The organism is Acidovorax cavernicola (assembly GCF_003581445.1).
Map to the genome: position 1 here is coordinate 19,927 of NZ_QXMN01000044.1, position 17,365 is coordinate 37,291.

24 protein-coding genes are annotated in these 17,365 nt (G+C 69.2%); 10 read left to right on the forward strand and 14 right to left on the reverse strand.

Translation table 11 applies throughout. The features are described 5' to 3' along the window. Positions 1–41: 41 nt before the first annotated feature. Both D3H34_RS25575 and D3H34_RS25580 read right to left on the reverse strand, forming a co-directional pair. Positions 42–359, reverse strand: coding sequence for a putative quinol monooxygenase (locus D3H34_RS25575; RefSeq protein ID WP_119557043.1), 318 nt, complete (start codon positions 357–359; stop codon positions 42–44). A gap of 50 nt (positions 360–409) precedes the next feature. After that, on the reverse strand, positions 410–1,072 hold the full coding sequence (locus tag D3H34_RS25580; RefSeq protein ID WP_119557079.1) for an alpha/beta hydrolase: 663 nt from the start codon (positions 1,070–1,072) through the stop codon (positions 410–412). 157 nt (positions 1,073–1,229) lie between these two features. Here D3H34_RS25580 and D3H34_RS25585 point away from each other — a divergent pair, with 157 nt between their 5' ends. Then, positions 1,230–1,712: a Fur family transcriptional regulator gene (locus tag D3H34_RS25585; protein ID WP_119557044.1), complete on the forward strand. Its 483-nt coding sequence runs from the start codon at positions 1,230–1,232 to the stop codon at positions 1,710–1,712. Positions 1,713–1,719: 7 nt separating this feature from the next. On the opposite strand, the gene zigA is transcribed toward D3H34_RS25585, so the two are convergent. Continuing rightward, positions 1,720–2,913, reverse strand: a complete 1,194-nt coding sequence (zigA, locus tag D3H34_RS25590; protein WP_119557045.1) for a zinc metallochaperone GTPase ZigA — start codon at positions 2,911–2,913, stop codon at positions 1,720–1,722. 121 nt (positions 2,914–3,034) lie between these two features. Between zigA and D3H34_RS25595 the strand changes: the two genes are divergently transcribed. Continuing rightward, a complete protein-coding gene (locus D3H34_RS25595) occupies positions 3,035–3,451 on the forward strand; it encodes a hypothetical protein (protein WP_119557046.1) in 417 nt (138 codons plus the stop codon). 10 nt (positions 3,452–3,461) lie between these two features. Here the strand turns inward: D3H34_RS25595 and D3H34_RS25600 are convergent, their stop codons facing one another. Beyond that, positions 3,462–4,373 (reverse strand): SDR family NAD(P)-dependent oxidoreductase, encoded by a 912-nt coding sequence (locus D3H34_RS25600; RefSeq protein WP_119557047.1) that lies wholly within the window; start codon positions 4,371–4,373, stop codon positions 3,462–3,464. Positions 4,374–4,444: 71 nt separating this feature from the next. Then, on the reverse strand, positions 4,445–5,317 hold the full coding sequence (locus D3H34_RS25605; RefSeq protein WP_119557048.1) for a helix-turn-helix domain-containing protein: 873 nt from the start codon (positions 5,315–5,317) through the stop codon (positions 4,445–4,447). A gap of 89 nt (positions 5,318–5,406) precedes the next feature. Between D3H34_RS25605 and D3H34_RS25610 the strand changes: the two genes are divergently transcribed. Continuing rightward, the gene (locus D3H34_RS25610) at positions 5,407–6,072 is read left to right on the forward strand and encodes a glutathione S-transferase (RefSeq protein ID WP_119557049.1); all 666 of its coding nucleotides are present in this window, start codon (positions 5,407–5,409) and stop codon (positions 6,070–6,072) included. A gap of 15 nt (positions 6,073–6,087) precedes the next feature. On the opposite strand, the gene D3H34_RS25615 is transcribed toward D3H34_RS25610, so the two are convergent. After that, positions 6,088–6,990 (reverse strand): LysR substrate-binding domain-containing protein, encoded by a 903-nt coding sequence (locus D3H34_RS25615; protein WP_119557080.1) that lies wholly within the window; start codon positions 6,988–6,990, stop codon positions 6,088–6,090. Positions 6,991–7,120: 130 nt separating this feature from the next. On the opposite strand from D3H34_RS25615, the gene D3H34_RS25620 reads away from it, so the two are divergent. Together D3H34_RS25620 and D3H34_RS25625 are read left to right on the forward strand one after the other, a co-directional pair. After that, the gene (locus D3H34_RS25620) at positions 7,121–8,470 is read left to right on the forward strand and encodes an MFS transporter (RefSeq protein ID WP_119557050.1); all 1,350 of its coding nucleotides are present in this window, start codon (positions 7,121–7,123) and stop codon (positions 8,468–8,470) included. Between the two features lie 57 nt (positions 8,471–8,527). Further along, on the forward strand, positions 8,528–9,631 hold the full coding sequence (locus D3H34_RS25625; RefSeq protein ID WP_119557051.1) for a M14 family metallopeptidase: 1,104 nt from the start codon (positions 8,528–8,530) through the stop codon (positions 9,629–9,631). Between the two features lie 5 nt (positions 9,632–9,636). Here the strand turns inward: D3H34_RS25625 and D3H34_RS25630 are convergent, their stop codons facing one another. Next, entirely contained in the window at positions 9,637–10,434 is a 798-nt protein-coding gene (locus D3H34_RS25630) for an enoyl-CoA hydratase/isomerase family protein (protein WP_119557052.1), read from the reverse strand. A 76-nt stretch (positions 10,435–10,510) separates the two neighbouring features. Further along, positions 10,511–10,939, reverse strand: coding sequence for a hypothetical protein (locus tag D3H34_RS25635; protein ID WP_286186228.1), 429 nt, complete (start codon positions 10,937–10,939; stop codon positions 10,511–10,513). 148 nt (positions 10,940–11,087) lie between these two features. Between D3H34_RS25635 and D3H34_RS25640 the strand changes: the two genes are divergently transcribed. Beyond that, positions 11,088–11,303: a hypothetical protein gene (locus D3H34_RS25640; RefSeq protein ID WP_119557053.1), complete on the forward strand. Its 216-nt coding sequence runs from the start codon at positions 11,088–11,090 to the stop codon at positions 11,301–11,303. Between the two features lie 15 nt (positions 11,304–11,318). Here the strand turns inward: D3H34_RS25640 and D3H34_RS25645 are convergent, their stop codons facing one another. Continuing rightward, positions 11,319–12,233, reverse strand: a complete 915-nt coding sequence (locus tag D3H34_RS25645) for a DUF808 domain-containing protein (protein WP_119557054.1) — start codon at positions 12,231–12,233, stop codon at positions 11,319–11,321. Positions 12,234–12,323: 90 nt separating this feature from the next. Beyond that, entirely contained in the window at positions 12,324–12,842 is a 519-nt protein-coding gene (locus D3H34_RS25650) for a GNAT family N-acetyltransferase (RefSeq protein WP_119557055.1), read from the reverse strand. Between the two features lie 87 nt (positions 12,843–12,929). Between D3H34_RS25650 and D3H34_RS34315 the strand changes: the two genes are divergently transcribed. The 3 genes from D3H34_RS34315 to D3H34_RS25660 are packed head-to-tail and all read left to right on the forward strand — an operon-like array spanning position 12,930 to position 13,653. Further along, positions 12,930–13,082, forward strand: coding sequence for a hypothetical protein (locus D3H34_RS34315; RefSeq protein WP_167481274.1), 153 nt, complete (start codon positions 12,930–12,932; stop codon positions 13,080–13,082). After that, positions 13,079–13,369 (forward strand): VF530 family protein, encoded by a 291-nt coding sequence (locus D3H34_RS25655; RefSeq protein WP_119557056.1) that lies wholly within the window; start codon positions 13,079–13,081, stop codon positions 13,367–13,369. Before D3H34_RS34315 ends, D3H34_RS25655 begins: the two co-directional genes overlap by 4 nt. Further along, positions 13,366–13,653 carry a 2Fe-2S iron-sulfur cluster-binding protein gene (locus D3H34_RS25660; protein ID WP_119557057.1) on the forward strand — a complete coding sequence of 96 codons (288 nt, stop codon included), beginning with the start codon at positions 13,366–13,368 and terminating at the stop codon, positions 13,651–13,653. Before D3H34_RS25655 ends, D3H34_RS25660 begins: the two co-directional genes overlap by 4 nt. On the opposite strand, the gene D3H34_RS25665 is transcribed toward D3H34_RS25660, so the two are convergent. Next, entirely contained in the window at positions 13,650–14,846 is a 1,197-nt protein-coding gene (locus D3H34_RS25665) for an MFS transporter (RefSeq protein WP_119557058.1), read from the reverse strand. The genes D3H34_RS25660 and D3H34_RS25665 overlap by 4 nt on opposite strands. Before the next feature lie 143 nt (positions 14,847–14,989). Between D3H34_RS25665 and D3H34_RS25670 the strand changes: the two genes are divergently transcribed. Next, positions 14,990–15,655 carry an RluA family pseudouridine synthase gene (locus D3H34_RS25670; protein WP_119557059.1) on the forward strand — a complete coding sequence of 222 codons (666 nt, stop codon included), beginning with the start codon at positions 14,990–14,992 and terminating at the stop codon, positions 15,653–15,655. On the opposite strand, the gene D3H34_RS25675 is transcribed toward D3H34_RS25670, so the two are convergent. The 3 genes from D3H34_RS25675 to D3H34_RS25685 form a co-directional block, all read right to left on the reverse strand. After that, positions 15,642–16,082: a universal stress protein gene (locus D3H34_RS25675; RefSeq protein ID WP_056579296.1), complete on the reverse strand. Its 441-nt coding sequence runs from the start codon at positions 16,080–16,082 to the stop codon at positions 15,642–15,644. The genes D3H34_RS25670 and D3H34_RS25675 overlap by 14 nt on opposite strands. Positions 16,083–16,200: 118 nt before the next feature. Continuing rightward, entirely contained in the window at positions 16,201–16,950 is a 750-nt protein-coding gene (locus tag D3H34_RS25680; protein WP_119557060.1) for a 2OG-Fe dioxygenase family protein, read from the reverse strand. Further along, on the reverse strand, positions 16,947–17,231 hold the full coding sequence (locus D3H34_RS25685; protein WP_119557061.1) for a DUF427 domain-containing protein: 285 nt from the start codon (positions 17,229–17,231) through the stop codon (positions 16,947–16,949). The genes D3H34_RS25680 and D3H34_RS25685 overlap by 4 nt, the downstream gene beginning before the upstream one ends. Between the last annotated feature and the right edge of the window lie 134 nt (positions 17,232–17,365).

A 17,365-nucleotide genomic window follows, 5' to 3' on the forward strand; every position in this document is an offset into this window, starting at 1 on the left:
CACATGCCACGGGCATTGCGGTGCGGAACGAGCGCCCGAATTCAAGCCTTGGCGCGGCCCGCCGACAGGTCGATCTCGTCCGACTGGTAGACGTGGATCGACGGCATGCCGTCGGCCATGCCCGCGAGCGCCTTGCCGAACGCGCGCGACGCGTCGACGCGAAAGTGCGCCTGCAGCGCCGCCATGTCGCTCCAGCGCTCCACGAAGGTGAGCCGCAGCGGCTCCTGCACGTCGGTCGTGACCTCGTGCGAGATGCAGCCGGGCTCGGCGCGCGAGCGCAGCACGTGCTCCACGCTGATGGCCAGCATCGCCTGCAGGGTGTCGGGCTTTGCCAGCGCGTGTCCGATGACGAGGATCATGGGAATCTCCTTCTGTGTCTGTCTCGTGGGTTGCTGCTGCGGTGCGTGCTTCAGCGCAGCACGCGCAGCAGGAAATCGTTCAGGTCGGCCACTTCCTCCATGCAGACCGAATGCGCCATCGCGTACTCGTGCCATTCGACGGTGTAGCCCAATGCTGCGAGCGCGTCGCGCGACTGGAGCGCCCTGGCAATGGGCACCATCGGGTCCTGCCGGCCGTGGCCGAGAAACACCGGCGTGTCGTGGTTGGCCGCATGGCGCTCGGCCGCGGTGCTGGCAGCCAGCGGCAGCCAGCCCGACAGGCCGACGATGCCGCCCAGGCGCTCGGTGTGGCGCAGGCCCGTCAACAGCGCCATCGCGCAGCCCTGGGAAAAGCCCGCCACCACGATGCGGTCGGCGGCGATGCCACGGGCCTTTTCATTGGCGATCACGGCCTCGATGGTGGCTTGCGAGCGGCGCAGGCCGGCCGCGTCTTCCTGCACGTTGAAATCGGTCGCCGCGATGTCGAACCATGCCGGCATCTGGTAGCCGCCGTTGAGCGTGACCGGAATCACCGGCGCGTTGGGGAACACGAAGCGCACCGGGCCCACGGCGGACAGGTCGAGTTCGCCGGCGATCGGCACGAAGTCGTTGCCGTCGGCGCCCAGGCCGTGCATCAGGATCACCGAGGCGGTGGGGTTCGGGGCGGTTTCGATTTCGATGGGGGGACGGGACATGGTCAACGAAGGTATTCAGGAGTGCGAATGCCCAGACCTTAGCGCATTCGGGCGACCCGGGCCGTCGCGAAACGGCCGGTTGGCCGACTTGCACCTCGCAACACCCCGTCCCCTGCCGATACAAGGAGACGCCGGATGCAACACAATGGCGTTACGCATGAAGACCCCAAATCCGTCCCCGAAGTCATCGTCGCCCGGCGCCACCGCCGCTTTCGACAGCGAGGCGCTGCTGCGCGGCAGCGGGCTGCGCGTGACGCGCGCCGCCCAGACCGTGCTCGAACTGCTCGAACACGGCTCGCAGCCGCTGACCCACGAGGAAGTGGCCGCCGCCTACACCGCCGCCACGGGCGAACCGCCCGACCGTGTCACGCTCTACCGCGTGCTCGACCGGCTGGTCGAAGCCGGCCTGTGCGACCGCCGCGTGGCCGCCGACCGGGTCAACCGCTTCGCGCGGCACGTGGACACCGCCTCGGGCAACACCTTCGAATGCGACCAGTGTCACAAGGTGCTGGCGCTGCCCTCCGACCCCGAACTGCCCAAGGTGATGGGCCGGCTCGGCAAGGCGCTGCGCAAGCAGGGCATCGACACGCGGCACACGGCCTTGACCTTGCACGGCACCTGCGGCGACTGCTCCCGTTGAGCCGCTCCTACGCGTTCCAGGACGGAAACGGATCGGGCAGGTTCTGCCACCACGACGGGCCAAAGCGCATCTCGTCGGGCGTGAGCAGGCAGGCATCGAGCCGCGCGCGCAGCGCGGCCTCGTCCATGCCGATGCCGATCAGCACCAGTTCCTGGCGGGCGTCGCCGGTGGCGTCGTCCCAGTTCTTGCGGATGAGTTCGAGCCCGTCGGGGTCGGTCGGCCAATGCTCGCGCGGCACGGCAGCCCACCACAAGCCCGCCACGCCGTAGCGGCAGGCGCCGCCGGCCTGCGACCACGCGCCCGCACGGGTCGGGCGGCTCGCGAGCCAGAAGAAGCCCTTGGAGCGCACCACGCCCTCCAACTCGCTTTGCACCAGATCCCAGAAACGCTTCGGATGGAACGGCAGGCGCGAGCGGTAGACGAAGCTGCGGATGCCGTAGGCCTCGCTCTCGGGCACATGCTCGCCGCGCAGCTCGGCCAGCCAGCCGGGGGCCTGCTCGGCCTGTTCGAAATCGAAGAGACCGGTGTCGAGCACGCGGTCGAGCGCGACGCGACCGAATTCCGACTCCTCGATGCGCGCACGCGGGTTGAGGCTGCGCAGGATCGCCATCAGCTGCTCGCGCTCCTGCGCGCTGACAAGGTCGGTCTTGTTGACCACCAGCACGTCGCAGAACTCGATCTGCTCGATCAGCAGGTCGACCACCGTGCGCGTGTCTTCGTCTCCCAGTGACTGGCCGCGCTGGCCCAGGCTGTCGGGCGAGCCGTAATCGCGCAGGAAGTTGAAGGCATCGACCACCGTGACCATGGTGTCCAGCCGCGCCACGTCGGCCAGGCTCTGGCCGGCCTCGTCCGCGAAGGTGAAGGTCTCGGCCACCGGCAGCGGTTCGGAGATGCCGGTGGACTCGATCACGAGCTGGTCGAAGCGCCCTTCCTTCGCGAGCCGCTTCACCTCGATCAGGAGGTCTTCGCGCAGCGTGCAGCAGATGCAGCCGTTGCTCATCTCGACCAGCTTCTCGTCGGTGCGCGAGAGTTGGGCGCCGCCGTCGCGCACCAGCGCAGCGTCGATGTTGACCTCGCTCATGTCATTGACGATCACCGCCACGCGGCGGCCCTCGCGGTTGTGCAGGATGTGGTTGAGCAGCGTGGTCTTGCCGGCGCCCAGGAAGCCGGACAGCACGGTGACGGGAAGGCGATCGGCCATGGGAGGTTCGTTCTTCAAATGCAAGGGAGTTGCATTATATGGATTGACGCAACTTGGTTGCATTTATATCACCACACGAACCTGGCACCTGCCCGGCACACGCTCGCCTACCATCCGTCACATGACCGACTTTTCCGCCTTCGTCGCCCCACCGCCCTCCGATGCGCCGCATGCGGCTGTCGTGGAGGCCGCATCGGCCTGCCTGGACCGCTTCACGGCGGCATTCAACGCCTCGGACACGCGCGGCATGGACGCCGAGCTGCACTTTCCGCACACGATGCTCTCGGGCGCGCGTCGGCTCGACTGGCCCGCGCCCGGCCAGCATCCGGTGGACTTCTTCGACACGCTCAAGGCCGCCGGCTGGGCGCGCACGCAGTACGAGAAGAAGGAGCCCGTGCTCGTGAGCCACGACAAGGTGCACTTCGTCGTGCACTACACGCGGCGCGATGCGGCCGGCGCCGTGCTCAGCACGCACGCCAACCTGTGGATCGTCGTGTGCGCCGATGGGCGCTGGGGCATCGCCCTGCGCTCGTACTGAGCCTCCTGGGCTACAGCTCGAACGCCTCGACCTGCCGCCCGTCGATGTCGATGAAGCCGTAGGCACGCGCCAGGTCTGCCACACGCAGCACCTGGCCGGTCTTGTCGAGCACCTGCGCATCGCCCGCCAGCGCGGCCACGGCACGGCCCAGGTAGCGCGGCGATTCGGTGCGCGCCAGCGCGGGGCGCTCCTGCCAGTGCGCCTCGTCGGTCTTGTGGCCCGCGAGCACGAACTCCGTGCGCATCCAGCCCGGCGACACGGCCACCGACGCCACGCCGTGCGGCTGCAGTTCCTGCGCGATGCCGAAGGCCAGGCGCGTCATCGATGCCTTCGCAAGGTCGTAGAACAGGTTGCCGCGCAGGTAGTGGTCGCGGTTCCAGAAGGTGGTGGTGACGATCAGGCCCTGCTTGCGCTTCACCATGAGCGGCGCGGCGCAGCGGCTGGCCACGAGGTGGTTGCGCACGCCGCGGTCGAACATCGAGTCCCAGTTGGAGAGCGGGTGCTCCCAGAACGGCGCCTCGAAGACGCCCGTGAAGGTCTCGTGGCCGCCCCAGGCGTTGTTCACGAGCAGGTCGAGTTGTCCTTGCTCGCGCTCGACGCGCGCGAACAAGGCGGCCACCTCGTCTTCCTTCGTGTGGTCGCAGGCCGCGGCGATGCCGCGCCCGCCCAGGCGCGTGACCTCGTCGGCGGTGTCGTCGATGGTGCCGGGCAAGGACGCCAGTTCGGACAGGGCGAGCAGCTGGCCGTAGGTGTCGGCCGGCCGCGCGCGGGTGCTGCGCCCGGTCACGTACACGGTGGCGCCGGCCGCGCCCAGTTCCTGCGCGATGCCACGGCCCGCGCCGCGGCTGGCGCCAGTCACCACGGCCACGCGGCCCGCCAGCGGACGGTGCGCGGCGTCAGGGGTGGGGTGGTCTGCTGTCATGTGTCGTTGCTCCTTCGTTCGGTGGGGGTCCTGCTTCCAGAGAGAGGACGGCCCGCCACGATAGGCCGGCCTCAGCGCGCCGTCTTGGAAGAAACCGAAACCCTGTGCCCGAGGAACTCGGTAGGCGTCACGCCGCACAGGGCGCGGAACTCGTTGACGAGGTGCGACTGGTCGTAGAACCCATGGTCCAGCGCCATGTCGGCCCAGGCCGGCGCGCTGTGCTGGCGCAGCGCGCGCAAGCAGGCATGCAGCCGCGCGAGCCGGCCCCAGGCGCGCGGCGACAGTCCGACGTGCGCATGAAAGATCTGCTGCAGCCGGCGCTCGCCCACACCGACCGCCTGCGCCACCTCACGCAGTGCCTGGCGCCCGTCGGCAGCGGCGATGAGCCGTGCGGCCTGTGTGGCGGCGGCCGGTGGCTTGCCGTCGCCGGCCTTCTGCAGCCGCTTCATCAAGGCTTGCTGTAGCAACTCCGCACGCGCGACATCGCCGCGCACCTCGGCCATGCGCGCCAGCAGCGTGACACCCTCGCCACCCCAGAGTTCATCGAGGTGCACCGCGCGGCCCGCGATCTCGCCGGCCGGCACACCGAGCAAAGCGGCCGCCGCACCGGGTCGCAACGCCACCGACAAGCCCTCGACGGTGTCGTGCATCCGCACCACAGCCGGTGCAGCGAATGCACCGATCGCTTCGACCGCCTGCCCCGGCGCCTCGTCGGCCGAGGGCGCATCGCCGAAGTTGAAGACCAGCCGGATCGCTCCGTCGGGCAGCACGCGCTCGCGCATCTCGTGGCCGGGCGCGAAGGTCTCGCGGTACATCAGCAGGTACGAGACATGCGACTGCAAGGCCGGCGCCACCGGCAGCACGCGCAGCGCCTCGTCGGGCACGCCCGATTCCGGCCCGTGCAGCGGGTCGTCGTGAAGCCGGAGGAAAAGGCGATCGCCCATGGCGGTCGATTGTGAGGAAAAACCCGCCACCACGCGACCCGGCCGGATGCTTCGACAATCGGACAACTCCCCCGTCCACCTTGGTTTGCATGCCCGATTCCGCCCTCCCCGTGCTCTATTCGTTCCGCCGCTGCCCGTATGCGATGCGGGCCCGGCTCGCGCTGGTGGCAAGCGCACAGCCCTGCGAACTGCGCGAGATCGAGCTGAAGCGCAAGCCCGCCGAGATGCTCGCCGCCTCGCCCAAGGGCACGGTGCCCGTGCTGGTGCTCGATGGTGGTACCGCAGTGCTGGAACAGAGCCTGGACGTGATGCTGTGGGCGCTGCGCCGCAACGATCCGCTCGGCTGGCTGGCCCCGGAGCGCGGCACGGTCGATGACCTGCTCGCGCTGGTGGCGACCTGCGACAACGACTTCAAGCCGCTGCTCGACCGCTACAAGTACCCGGCGCGCCATCCCGCATCGGAAGGCTCGGCACGCGACGAAGGCGGGCGCTTCCTGCAAGGGCTCGAAGACCGGCTCGCGATGTCGGCGCAGCTGGCCGGCGCCCACGCAACGCTCGCCGATGCGGCGCTCATGCCCTTCGTGCGCCAGTTCGCGATGGTCGACATGGCCTGGTTCGACGGCCAACCCTGGCCTCGGCTGCAGGCATGGCTGGCGGGCTGGATCGGCTCGGAGATGTTCGCGCGCGCGATGGTCAAGCACGCACCCTGGCAGGCGGGCACGCCCGGCGTCAGCTTTCCGCCGCTACCGGCCTGAGACAACGCGTCGCTCCTACCCCGACATCGCCGCCGCCGAGGCTCGCTGGATGCACTCGATGAAGTGCTGCGCCGCCGGTGTCGACGGCTGCCCGCGGCGGCGCACCACGCACACGTTCAGCGTCGGCAGCGTCTCGCGCACCTCGACGCGCCGGATGCCGTGGCGCTTGAAGCTGAGCCTTGCCAAGGGTTCGACGAACAGGCCGATCAGGTCCATGTGCCCCACCAGCGCAAGCGCCACGGTGACCGAGTGGCCCTGCAGCACGTGCGTGGGCGGCGACAACCCGAGCGGGGTGAACAGCGGCGCCATGGCGTTGGTGCCGCCGTGGTCGTCGCCGGGCAGGACCCATTCGGCCGCATAGAGATCGTGCAGCGAGCGCGCATTGCGCAGCGGATGGCGCTCGCGCAGGCCGACCACCAGCTGCACCGGAAACAGCTCCAGCGCCTCGAACTGCGGATCGAGCGTACCGGGCACGATGTGCGCCACTGCAAAGTCGAGGTAGCCGTCGCGCAGCCGCGCGAGCATCCACGGCAGCACGGCTTCGCTGAACTGCACGTCCACGGCAGGCAGGCGCGTGTGGAAGTCCTTGAAGGCGGCGGGCAGCACGGTGAGCGCGAACGAGGCGCTCACGGCCAGTGAGACCGAGCCGGTGGCGCCGTCGCGGATCTGCGCGATCTCGTCGCGGGCGCGCTCCATGTCGGCCAGCAGCAGCCGCGCGCGCGGCGCGAAGGCCAGGCCGAACTGCGTGAGGCGCACGCCCTTCACGCTGCGCTCCACCAGCGGTGCACCGACCTCGCGCTCGAGTTCGCGCACGATCTTGGTCACGGCGGGCTGCGAAATGCCGAGCACGCGCGCGGCGGCGCGGATGCTCATCTGTTCGACCACGGCCACGAAGGCATGCAACTGATTGGGCTTCATCTTCAGTGTGACAACCAAAAGTTATCGTTGACGCCCAATTATTGTCTTTTCATGACAGCTGCGAGTCTCTAGCATCCGCCGCGACTCGGGCCCACGCGACCCGCGCATTCGAGAAACACTCAGGAGACACATGAATACCCCCGCTTCCCGGCCCACGCCCTCCTCGGTCTCAACGGCCTCATCCGCGTCCTCGCCCGCACGCCGGCGCCAGACCATCGTGGCCACGACCATCGGCAACGGACTGGAATTCTTCGACTTCACCGTCTATGGCTTTCTTGCGCTGGTGATCGGCAAGCTGTTCTTCCCGACCTTCAGTTCCTACGGCCAGCTGTTGCTGACGGTGGCGAGCTTCGGCGTCGGCTTCATCATGCGGCCGCTGGGCGGCATCGTGATCGGTGCGTACGCCGACCGCGCGGGCCGCAAGAAGGCCATGACGCTCACGATCTTCCTGATGGCGCTGGGCTGCGCGCTGATCGCCTTCACGCCGACCTACGCGAGCATCGGCGTGGCAGCGCCGCTCATCATCGTGCTGGCACGCCTGATCCAGGGCTTCTCGGCCGGCGGAGAGGTGGGCGCCTCCACCACGCTGCTGGTGGAGCACGCCACGCCGGCCAACCGCGGCTACATGGCGAGCTGGCAGTTCGCGAGCCAGGGCCTGGGTGTGATGCTCGGCGCCGTGGTGGTGGGCGGCCTCACCTTCTCGCTCTCGACCGAGGCCATGCAGAGCTGGGGCTGGCGCGTGCCCTTCGTGATCGGCATGGCGATCGCGCCGGTGGGCATGTACATCCGCCGTCACCTGGAAGAGTCGCTGCACATCGCACCCGAAGACGCCAAGGCGCCGCGCGAGAGCAGCCTGAAGATCGTCTGCACGCAGCATGGCCGGAAGGTGCTGGCGGCCATCCTCACGCTGGTGGGTGGCACCACGGCGGCCTATGTGGTGACGTTCTACATGCCGACCTATGCGGTGCGCGAGCTGGGCCTCACGCCGTCGGTGGCCCTGTTCGGCGCCGCCCTGACCGGCCTGATCTCCTTCGCGCTGGCGCCGCTGGTGGGCAAGTGGTCGGACATCGTGGGGCGCAAGCCGCTGATCCTGTGGAGCCGCGTTGCACTGGCGATCCTGATCTACCCCGGCTTCCTGTGGCTCAACGCCTCGCCCACGCCGGCGGTGCTGTTCATCGTGCTCGGCGTGCTGAGCGTGGGCCTGGTGGCCCAGACGGTGCCCGGCATCACGATGCTGCCCGAGATGTTCCCGAAGGCCGTGCGCGCCAGCGGCATGTCGCTGGTCTACAGCGTGGGCGTGGCCCTGTTCGGCGGCTTCGCGCCCTTCATCAGCACCTGGCTGCTGAACGCCACGGGCAGCAAGCTGGCGCCCGCGTGGTACCTGGTGGCGATGACGCTGGTGTCGCTGCTCGGGCTGATCTGGCTGCGCGACCATACCGGACGCGACATCGATGCTGACAACGCCTACGCTGCGGCCTGAACGGCACTGCGACTCCGCTTTTCATCCAGCACAGATCAAGCACAGGAATTCCCCGCCATGTCCTCCCACACCACCGCCGCCACGCGCCATTTCTCGGGCACGTATGTCGAAGCCCGCGCCAAGTTCCTCGAAGCCGCCGCGGCGCGCGGCGCGGCCATCGAGTCGTTCGTGCACCCCACGCACCGCGGCGCGCTGGGCGAAGAACTCGCCACCGACGTTGCGCTGCTCGGCGCGGTCGACGCGAAGAAGGTGCTGCTCGTCACCTCGGGCACGCACGGCCCCGAGGGCTTCTGCGGCTCGGGCGCGCAAGTCGCCACGCTGCACGACGCCGACCTGCTCGCGCGCCTCGAACGCGCGGGCGTCGCGCTGCTGCTGGTGCATGCGGTGAACCCGCATGGCTTCTCGCACCTGCACCGCACCAACGAAGACAACATCGACCTGAACCGCAACCACATCGACTTCGGCGCGCCGCTGCCGGTGAATGCCGAGTACGCCGATGTGGAACCGCTGGTGCTGCCCGCCCAGTGGCCGCCGACGCCGGACGATGAAGCCGCCGTGGCCGCCTACATCGCGAAGCACGGCATGACGGCCTTCCGCGCCGCCGTCACGCGTGGCCAGTACACCTCGCCCGACGGCCTGTTCTACGGCGGCACGGCGCCGTCGTGGAGCAACCGCACCATCCGCGCCATCCTGCGCAGCTATGCGGCGTCGGCCACGCACCTGGGCTGGATCGACGTGCACACGGGCCTGGGGCCCTACGGCCACGGCGAGAAGATCTACCCGGGCCGCAACACGCCCGAAGACCTCGCGATGGCTCACGCCTGGTGGGGCGCCGACGTGTTCGCGCCCTTCGCGGGCGACTCGGCCTCGGCCGACGTGTCGGGCCCGGTGATCTCGACCGCCTACGACGAGTGCCCCAATGCGCGCGTCGCGCCCATGGGCCTGGAGTTCGGCACGCTGCCCGACCTGGAAGTGCTTGATCGTCTGCGCGCCGACACCTGGCTGCGCCGCCATCCCGAGGCGCCCGAATCGCAGAAACGCGAAATCCGCCGCCGTCTGCGCGACGCTTTCTACTGCGACAACGACGAATGGAAGGGCATGGTGCTGGGACAGACGCGCGTCGTCCTGCTGCAGACCTTGCAGGGCCTGAGCAAGGCCTGATCCGGCTAACCGAAGTTCGGCGCGCGTTTCTCGCGCAGCGAGGCCACGCCTTCGCGCACGTCGGCACCCGCGAAGCCCATGAATTCGAGCGCCAGCGAGGCGTCGAAGGTCGGCCCCGCCTGGCGCAGCCAGTTGTTCAGCGCGTACTTGGTGTAGCGGATCGCGCTCTGGCTGCCGGCCGCGAGGCGGTCGGCGATCTCCCAGGCGCGCGGCAGCAGGTCGGCTTCATCCACCGCGAGCGACACCAGGCCGATGCGCTCGGCCTCCTCGCCGCTCACCGGCTCGCACAGCAGCAGGTGGTACTTGGCCTTGGCCATGCCGCACAGGAGCGGCCACACGATGGCTGCGTGGTCGCCGGCCGCCACGCCCAGGCGCGTGTGGCCGTCGACGATCTTCGCGCCCTTGCTCGCGATGGAAATGTCGGCCAGCAGGCCCGCCACGAGCCCCGCGCCCACCGCAGGGCCGTGCATGGCGCTCACGATGGGCTTGTCGCAATTGATGATGTTGTAGACGAGGTCGCGCGCCTCGCGCCACACGCGCTGGCGCACGACGTCGTCGGTGGTCATGTCCTGCACCATGCCCAGGTCGCCGCCGCCCGAGAAGCCCATGCCCTCGCCGCGCAGCACGGCGCAGCGCACCGTGTCGTCGGCGGCGATGTCGCGCCAGATCTCGGCCAGCTCGCGGTGACCGTCATGGCCGGCCGTGGGCAGCTTGCCGTTGGCGGCGCGCATCTGGATGTCGAGCACCGCGCCGTTCGCGCCGCGGCGCGTGATGGCGAGGGTCTGGTAACGGGCGTAGTCCATGCGTGTGTCTCCGCCCCGCACGCACGGCCATGGCGCGGGGACTTCGTTCGATGAGGGGAAGGAAAAGGCCGGAGGCCTATTTTTGCGCGGCCAGCTCGCGGCAGCGCTTCACGTTCGCCTCGAAGCGCGGCGCCAGGCCCGGCTCGCAGCCGTCGTCGGCCGGATTCAGCCTGCACATGCCGACCACCGCGTAGTCCATGACGGCTGCCGTGCACATCGGGTAGGCGGCCAGATCGGGATTGGCCTTGGCCTTGAAGCCCCAACGTTCGGAGAACTGCACCATGCGCGTCATCGCGCCGAGGAAGAAGCTGCGGTCCTTCGCGGCGATAGCGGCCTCCATGCGCGGCAGCTCCTCGTTGAGGTAGCCGACCGAGTCCAGCGGAAAGCCGGCGGGGTCGTGCTGCGCAAGAGCCGTGGCGGCCACCAGGGCCAGCGAGGCGCCGACCACGACGCGTCGCAACGGAAGGAAGATGGCGGAACCGGAGGGCAGGAGGCGGTGTGACATGGCCTGCGATTCTGCAACGTTTGGAAGCATTTTTGCGGGCCGAACGATGCGCGTACGCGACGTTTTTCGCCGGTCGGCGGCCTCCCCTCGCGGCGCGGGACAATGGCCGCCTCCGCTTTCCCGCCAATTTCCCCGCAAAGACAGACTCATGGCCCGACGCCCCCAACGACAGCTGCGCACCATCGAGCGCGGCATCCTCTGCCTCCTGATCGGCGCCGCCGTGCTGCTGGGGCCGCGCTTCCTGCAGGGCACGCGCTGGTTCGAGATGGTGGCCGGCGCCTATCTGGTGGGCTGGTTCGCCCTGGCCCTGGGCATCGCGCTGGTTGGTGTCGGCCTGTTCCAGCGCGGCAAGCCGGACCGCTGAGGCCCGGCTGCGGGCTCAGTGCGCCGCCTTCTTGCCGCGCAGCTTGCCGACGAGTTCCACCACGGCCAGCACGACGGCACCGGCCACGAGGCCGATGGCAGCATTGACGCCCATCGAGCCGAGCGTGCCGAACACGCCGCCGGTGGCCTTGGCCCAGTCTTCGACCGCATGGCCGAACGCCGGCACGCCGTGCACCAGGATGCCGCCGCCCACGAGGAACATGGCGGCCGTGCCGGCCACCGACAGGCCCTTCATGAGCCACGGCGCCGCCGCCAGGATGCCGCGGCCCAGACCGCGCGCGAACGCGCTCGCGCGCTGGCTCAGGTACAGGCCCAGGTCGTCGAGCTTCACGATGCCGGCCACGAGGCCGTAGACGCCCACCGTCATGATCAGCGCAATGCCGACCAGCACGCTGAGCTGTGTCGTGAACGGCTGGCCCTGCACGGTGCCCAGCGTGATGGCGATGATTTCGGCCGAGAGGATGAAGTCGGTGCGCACCGCGCCCTTGATCTTGTCCTTTTCGACAGCGACCACGTCGACGGCCGTGTCGGCCACGGCCTGCTGGTGGCGCGCGGTGTCGGCCTCGTGCTCCTTCTTGTGCAGGAACTTGTGAGCCAGCTTCTCGGCGCCCTCGAAGCACAGGAACGCGCCGCCCACCATGAGCAGCGGCGTCACCAGCCAGGGCAGCCAGGTGCCGATGGCCAATGCGGCCGGCACCAGGATCGCCTTGTTGACGAGGGAGCCCTTGCACACTGCCCACACCACCGGCAGCTCGCGCTCGGTGCGCACGCCGGTGACCTGCTGCGCGTTCAGCGCGAGGTCGTCGCCGAGCACCCCGGCGGTCTTCTTGGCGGCAACTTTGGTGAGGACGGAGACATCGTCGAGCACGGTCGCGATGTCGTCGAGCAGCAGGAGCAGGCTGGTGGCCATGGGCGAAAGTCAGGCTGTGGAAGAAGCGGCGAGCTTATCCGCAGCCGGTGACCGCGCCGGCGAAGACCGTACGCGGCATCCGGGGGTGGATCAGTCCACCGAGCGCTTCAGGCGGATCTCTTCGACGCGCACGGCGCCCAGGGCCGTGGTCTTGGCGGTCTTCATCTCGCGCTTGAAGCCGGCGAGTTCGTGAAAGCGCATGGCGCGGTCGTTGCGGATCGGTACCCAGACGGTGACCGTGGTGCAGCCCTCTTCCTCGAGGCCTTCGCGCGCGGCGTCCCACAGGGCCACGCCCGCGCCCTTGCCCCAGTGCTCGGGCTTGACGTAGATGGCCCAGATCTCGCCCGTGGTGGGCGGCGTCTTGGGGTCGCGCGAGCGGTCGAAGCCCACGAAGCCGACGATCTCGCCGTCCTTCGTGGCCACCTGCACCTGCGGTTCGCTGAATTCGATGGCTTCGCGCCACTTGGCCTCGCGCGTGGCGGGGGTCACCACACGCAGGTCGTCCTCGGACAGGATGCCTTCGTAGGCAGCCTTGGCGGCGATGGCATGGATTTCGGCGACGGCCTTGGCGTCGCGCATCGTGGCGGGGCGAACTTCGTAATCGGACATGAAAGCGGAAAAACGTGTGGAACCGCCTATTGTCGCCGCACCGCTAAACTGCCCCCCGCATCCGCACGTATCAACTGGAGAAAGCACATGGCCAAGGGTCAGCAACGTACCAACAAGGAAGCGAAGAAACCGAAGAAGGACACTTCGCCGCCGAAGGCCCCCACCGGCGGCGGCGGCATCGAACCCGTGCGCACCATCACCACCGCGGTGATTCCGCGCGGCAAGCTCAAGAACAAGTGACCGACACACCCGCGCCCGCCCCCAGGCCGGCGCAACCCCGCAACCCGTTGCACGGCCTCACGCTGGAGGCCATCGTGACCACGCTGGCCGACTACTACGGCTGGGAACAGCTGGGCCACCTGGTGCCGATCCGCTGCTTCATCAGCGAGCCCAGCGTGAGCTCCAGCCTCAAGTTCCTGCGCAAGACGCCGTGGGCGCGCGAGAAGGTCGAAAGCCTGTACCTCTTCATGCTGCGCGAGCAACGCCGCGAACAACAGCAGCAACCCCAAGAACCTCCGACACGATGAAGGTCCGCCTCGAACCGTCGGGCCTGGAATTCGAGGCCGAGGCGGGCGTCACGCTGCTGCACGCGGCCGAGGCGGCCGGCATCGAGCTGCCGAGTTCGTGCCGCAACGGCACCTGCCGCACCTGCGTCTGCCAGCGGCTGTCGGGCGAGAGCCGCCATCTCATCGAATGGCCGGGCCTGAGCCTCGACGAGAAGATCGAAGGCTGGATTCTTCCGTGCGTGGCCGAGGCGCTGAGCGACCTCACGCTCGACGTTCCACACGCGCGCGAGCTGTTCCCCGATTAGTTTCGCGCCGCAGCCGGCGCCGCCACCACCAGCCGGTCGCGCTGCGCGAGCGACGGGAACAGCCGGAACCACGTCAGCGCCACCAGCATCGTCCCCACGCCGCCGAGCACCACCGAGCCGACCGGGCCCAGCAGCGCCGCCGTGGCGCCCGATTCGAACTCGCCGAGCTGGTTGCTCGCGCCGATGAAGATCGAGTTGACCGCGCTCACCCGCCCGCGCATGGCGTCGGGCGTTTCCAGTTGCACCAGCGTCTGGCGGATCACGACGTTGACCATGTCGGCCCCGCCCGACACCGCGAGCGCCACCAGTGAGACGAAAAAGCTCTTCGACAGGCCGAACACCACCATGCACAGCCCGAACGCCCCCACGGCCAGCAGCAGCGTGCGCCCCACATTGCGCTCGACCGGCCGGCGTGTGAGCGCGATCGACATCACCAGCGCGCCCACGGCCGGTGCGCTGCGCAGCAGGCCCAGGCCCCAGGGGCCGGTGTGCAGGATGTCCTTGGCGTAGATCGGCAGCAGCGCCACCGCGCCGCCCAGCAGCACCGCGAACAGGTCGAGCGAGACCGCGCCCAGCACCGGCTTGCGCCGCCAGATGAAACTGACGCCCGCGAACACCGTGGCCAGCGTGACCGGCTCTTTCGCGGCCGGCGCGTGGTCGTAGCGCAGCCGCAGCACCAGCACGCAGGCCACCACGAAGCACAGCACGCTCGCACCGTAGACCACCGCCATGCCCGCCACGAACAGCAGGCCGCCGAGCGCCGGCCCGCCGATGATCGCGCCCTGCATGCCCGCCGAGCTGAACGCCATCGCGCGCGACAGCAGCAGCGGCGGCACCAAGAGCGGCGTGAGCGCCTGCTGCGCCGGCATCTGGAAGGCGCGCACCGCACCGAGCACCAGCGACAGACCGAGCAGCAACCCGCGCGTGTCATTCTTGTGCAGCACCGCAAAGAGCAGCGCCAGCGCCACCGAGCCCTGCACCGCGAAGCACACCGCCACGATGCGGCCGCGATGGTGGCGGTCCACCACGTGGCCGGCCAGCAGTGCCAGCAGCAGCGCGGGCACGAACTGGTACAGCCCGACCAGCCCCAGGTCCCACGCACTGCCGGTCAGCTCGTACATGTGCCAGCCGATGGCCACCAGCATCATCTGCGAGGCCGCGGTGCCGAACAGGCGCGCCACCCACAGCTGCATGAAGGGCCGCTCGCGCCGCAGGTCGGTGAAAGTGGGAGACAGGGGGGAAGCGGAAGACGCGGAAGAATCGGGGCCGGGCATATCGGTCGAGGATAGCCCAGGCGTCTTCCCGCTTTCTGAGCCTCTCTACACTCGGCGTCCCCATGACCGCTTCGCCGCCACCGCTGATCCCCGTTCACGAAGACGCCCACCTGCTGGTGCTCGACAAGCCCGCCGGCCTGCTGTGCGTGCCCGGTCGTGGCGAGGACAAGCAGGATTGCCTCAGCGCACGCGCGCAGCAGCAGTGGCCCGACGCGCTCATCGTGCACCGGCTCGACATGGGCACGAGCGGGTTGGTGGTGATGGCGCGCGGCCTGGAGATGCAGCGCGCCCTGAGCGCGGCCTTCGCCGACCGCGAGATGCACAAGCGCTACGAAGCCATCGTCGACGGCGTGATGCCGCAACGCGACGACTGGTCGCTCATCGACGCCCCGCTGATGGCCGACTGGCCGCGCCGCCCGCTGCAGAAGATCGACCCCGCGGGCAAGCCCAGCCTCACGCGCTGGCGCGCCCTGGCCAGCGGCCCTGCTGCCACGCACGTGCTGCTGGAACCGCTCACCGGCCGTTCACACCAGCTGCGGGTTCACCTGCTGTCGATCGGGCATCCGATCCTGGGCGATGCACTGTACGGCGACGCGGCGCTGCAGGCACGCGCGCCGCGCCTGCTGCTGCATGCCAGGGAATTGGGGTTCGTGCATCCCGCGACGCGGGAGCCGTTGCACTTCGAACGTGCGGCGGGGTTTGCGGCGGAGTTTCTCAGCGGCCCTTGACGACGAGCACCGGCATGGTGGCGTCCTGCAGCACGCGCTGCGTCACGCTGCCCAGCAGCAGTTTCTCGATGCCGCTGCGGCCGTGCGAGCCCATCACGATCAGGTCGGCCGCGATGGCGATGGCCGTGTCGACGATGCCTTCATGCACCACGTGGCCGTCGATCACGCGCTGGTCGCTGTGCAGGCCTTCGGCCGCCAGGGCGGCCACGCCGCGTGCGAGCGCCGCATTGGCGCTGGCGGTGGCCGCCGCGAGGTACTCGTTCTGGCCGAGCGCATAGTCCGCGCCCACACCGATGAAGGGGTAGTTGTCGATCACGTGAATCAGCGTGATGCGACTGCCGAAGGCCAGGGCAAGACCACTGGCCTTGCTGACCGCGAGCATGGAAGTTTCGGAGCCGTCGATCGGAACCAGGATGTGATTGAACATGGCGGACCTCGCTTTTCGTTCGCAGACAGACACGGCTCGACGCCGAGCCGGGCCCCGAATTTAACCGCTGCGCGCAAGGCCCCCTGTAGGACTCGGGCCAGCGACGCCGCAAGGCCCCTCAATCCCCCTGGAAACCCTCGGCCCGGCAGGTGACCACGAGCGTGTCGCGCCATCCTTCACCGCCCTCTTCGACCGGTTGGATCGGCGTGGACTCGTGGATCACGCGCGCATCGTCGAGCAGCAGCAGCGTCCACGGCTGCGTCATGGTGAAGCGCTCGCCGCGCCGGCCGTTGGCCTCGAACACGCGCGTCTCGCCGCCCTTGATGCCCTGGCGCCCGATCAGCACCACCGCCACCAGGTCGACGCCGTCGCGGTGCGCGCCTTCGGGCGTCGGGCGGCCGATGCCGCCTGCCGTGTCGATGCGGAACTGGTGCGCTTCCACGTACCAGCGCTGCGGTGCGCCGCGCATGTCGCTGCTCACCTGGCCGAGTTGCTGCATCAGCCGCTGCCACACGGGCTGCGCGACCGTGGCGTCGAGCATCGGCGCGAACCAGCGCTGCATGCCGCCGTGCAGCGCGTTGTATTCGACCGGCTGCCAGTGCGCGCGGTGCGGCACCTGTGCGAGCGTCGCATCGGCATCGACGGTGAAGCAGGCGTGGCGCCGCGTGCGGTAGCGGCCGCCGTCCTTCAGGTATTCGTCGGGCGGCAGGTCGTTCCAGTCGGCGTGCAGGGCTTCGAGCTGTGCCAGCGGCACGCCGAGCCAGTCGCACACGCCCTGCGGGCTGAGTACCGCATAGCCCTGTTCGCGCAGCGCACCGGCCAGTTCGGCCGGCGGCGTGAACGGAGGAGCGAAGGCGGCGGTGCTCACTGGGCGCTGACCTTCACGTCCTTCCAGAACGCGACGCGGTCACGGACTTCCTCGGCTTCGGGCTTCGGGTCGGGGTAGTACCAGGCGGCGTCGGCATGCAGCTCGCCGTTGACCAGCAGCGAGTAGTAGTTCGCCGAGCCCTTCCACGGGCAGGTGGTCTTGTGGTTGCTGAAGGTGACCACGTCGCGGTTGAGCGAGCTCATCGGGAAGTAGTGGTTGCCTTCGACGAGCACGGTGTCGTCGCTTTCGGCGATGGTGACGCCGTTCCAGGTTGCTTTCATGGGATCGATCTCCGGGGGAGGTGCAAGGTGCCGATGCCGCGTTGCGCGCTCGGGACAGGGACTATTGTGACGCTGGTGAGGCAGGCTTTCCTTGCGCCGGGTCATGCCAGCCCGATGGCGGCAGGGTTTCCCTG

Coding starts and splice junctions, on each gene's coding strand:
- D3H34_RS25665 (WP_119557058.1), bottom strand. CDS start 14,846: ATGCAGCTGTGGGTGGCGCGCCTGTTCGGCACCGCGGCCTCGCAGATG.
- zigA (WP_119557045.1), bottom strand. CDS start 2,913: ATGGCCGATCGCCTTCCCGTCACCGTGCTGTCCGGCTTCCTGGGCGCC.
- D3H34_RS25610 (WP_119557049.1), top strand. CDS start 5,407: ATGCCCGATTCCGCCCTCCCCGTGCTCTATTCGTTCCGCCGCTGCCCG.
- D3H34_RS25660 (WP_119557057.1), top strand. CDS start 13,366: ATGAAGGTCCGCCTCGAACCGTCGGGCCTGGAATTCGAGGCCGAGGCG.
- D3H34_RS25675 (WP_056579296.1), bottom strand. CDS start 16,082: ATGTTCAATCACATCCTGGTTCCGATCGACGGCTCCGAAACTTCCATG.
- D3H34_RS25575 (WP_119557043.1), bottom strand. CDS start 359: ATGATCCTCGTCATCGGACACGCGCTGGCAAAGCCCGACACCCTGCAG.
- D3H34_RS25625 (WP_119557051.1), top strand. CDS start 8,528: ATGTCCTCCCACACCACCGCCGCCACGCGCCATTTCTCGGGCACGTAT.
- D3H34_RS25600 (WP_119557047.1), bottom strand. CDS start 4,373: ATGACAGCAGACCACCCCACCCCTGACGCCGCGCACCGTCCGCTGGCG.
- D3H34_RS25580 (WP_119557079.1), bottom strand. CDS start 1,072: ATGTCCCGTCCCCCCATCGAAATCGAAACCGCCCCGAACCCCACCGCC.
- D3H34_RS25635 (WP_286186228.1), bottom strand. CDS start 10,939: ATGTCACACCGCCTCCTGCCCTCCGGTTCCGCCATCTTCCTTCCGTTG.
- D3H34_RS25620 (WP_119557050.1), top strand. CDS start 7,121: ATGAATACCCCCGCTTCCCGGCCCACGCCCTCCTCGGTCTCAACGGCC.
- D3H34_RS25585 (WP_119557044.1), top strand. CDS start 1,230: ATGAAGACCCCAAATCCGTCCCCGAAGTCATCGTCGCCCGGCGCCACC.
- D3H34_RS25640 (WP_119557053.1), top strand. CDS start 11,088: ATGGCCCGACGCCCCCAACGACAGCTGCGCACCATCGAGCGCGGCATC.
- D3H34_RS25630 (WP_119557052.1), bottom strand. CDS start 10,434: ATGGACTACGCCCGTTACCAGACCCTCGCCATCACGCGCCGCGGCGCG.
- D3H34_RS25595 (WP_119557046.1), top strand. CDS start 3,035: ATGACCGACTTTTCCGCCTTCGTCGCCCCACCGCCCTCCGATGCGCCG.
- D3H34_RS25645 (WP_119557054.1), bottom strand. CDS start 12,233: ATGGCCACCAGCCTGCTCCTGCTGCTCGACGACATCGCGACCGTGCTC.
- D3H34_RS34315 (WP_167481274.1), top strand. CDS start 12,930: ATGGCCAAGGGTCAGCAACGTACCAACAAGGAAGCGAAGAAACCGAAG.
- D3H34_RS25685 (WP_119557061.1), bottom strand. CDS start 17,231: ATGAAAGCAACCTGGAACGGCGTCACCATCGCCGAAAGCGACGACACC.
- D3H34_RS25605 (WP_119557048.1), bottom strand. CDS start 5,317: ATGGGCGATCGCCTTTTCCTCCGGCTTCACGACGACCCGCTGCACGGG.
- D3H34_RS25650 (WP_119557055.1), bottom strand. CDS start 12,842: ATGTCCGATTACGAAGTTCGCCCCGCCACGATGCGCGACGCCAAGGCC.
- D3H34_RS25615 (WP_119557080.1), bottom strand. CDS start 6,990: ATGAAGCCCAATCAGTTGCATGCCTTCGTGGCCGTGGTCGAACAGATG.
- D3H34_RS25670 (WP_119557059.1), top strand. CDS start 14,990: ATGACCGCTTCGCCGCCACCGCTGATCCCCGTTCACGAAGACGCCCAC.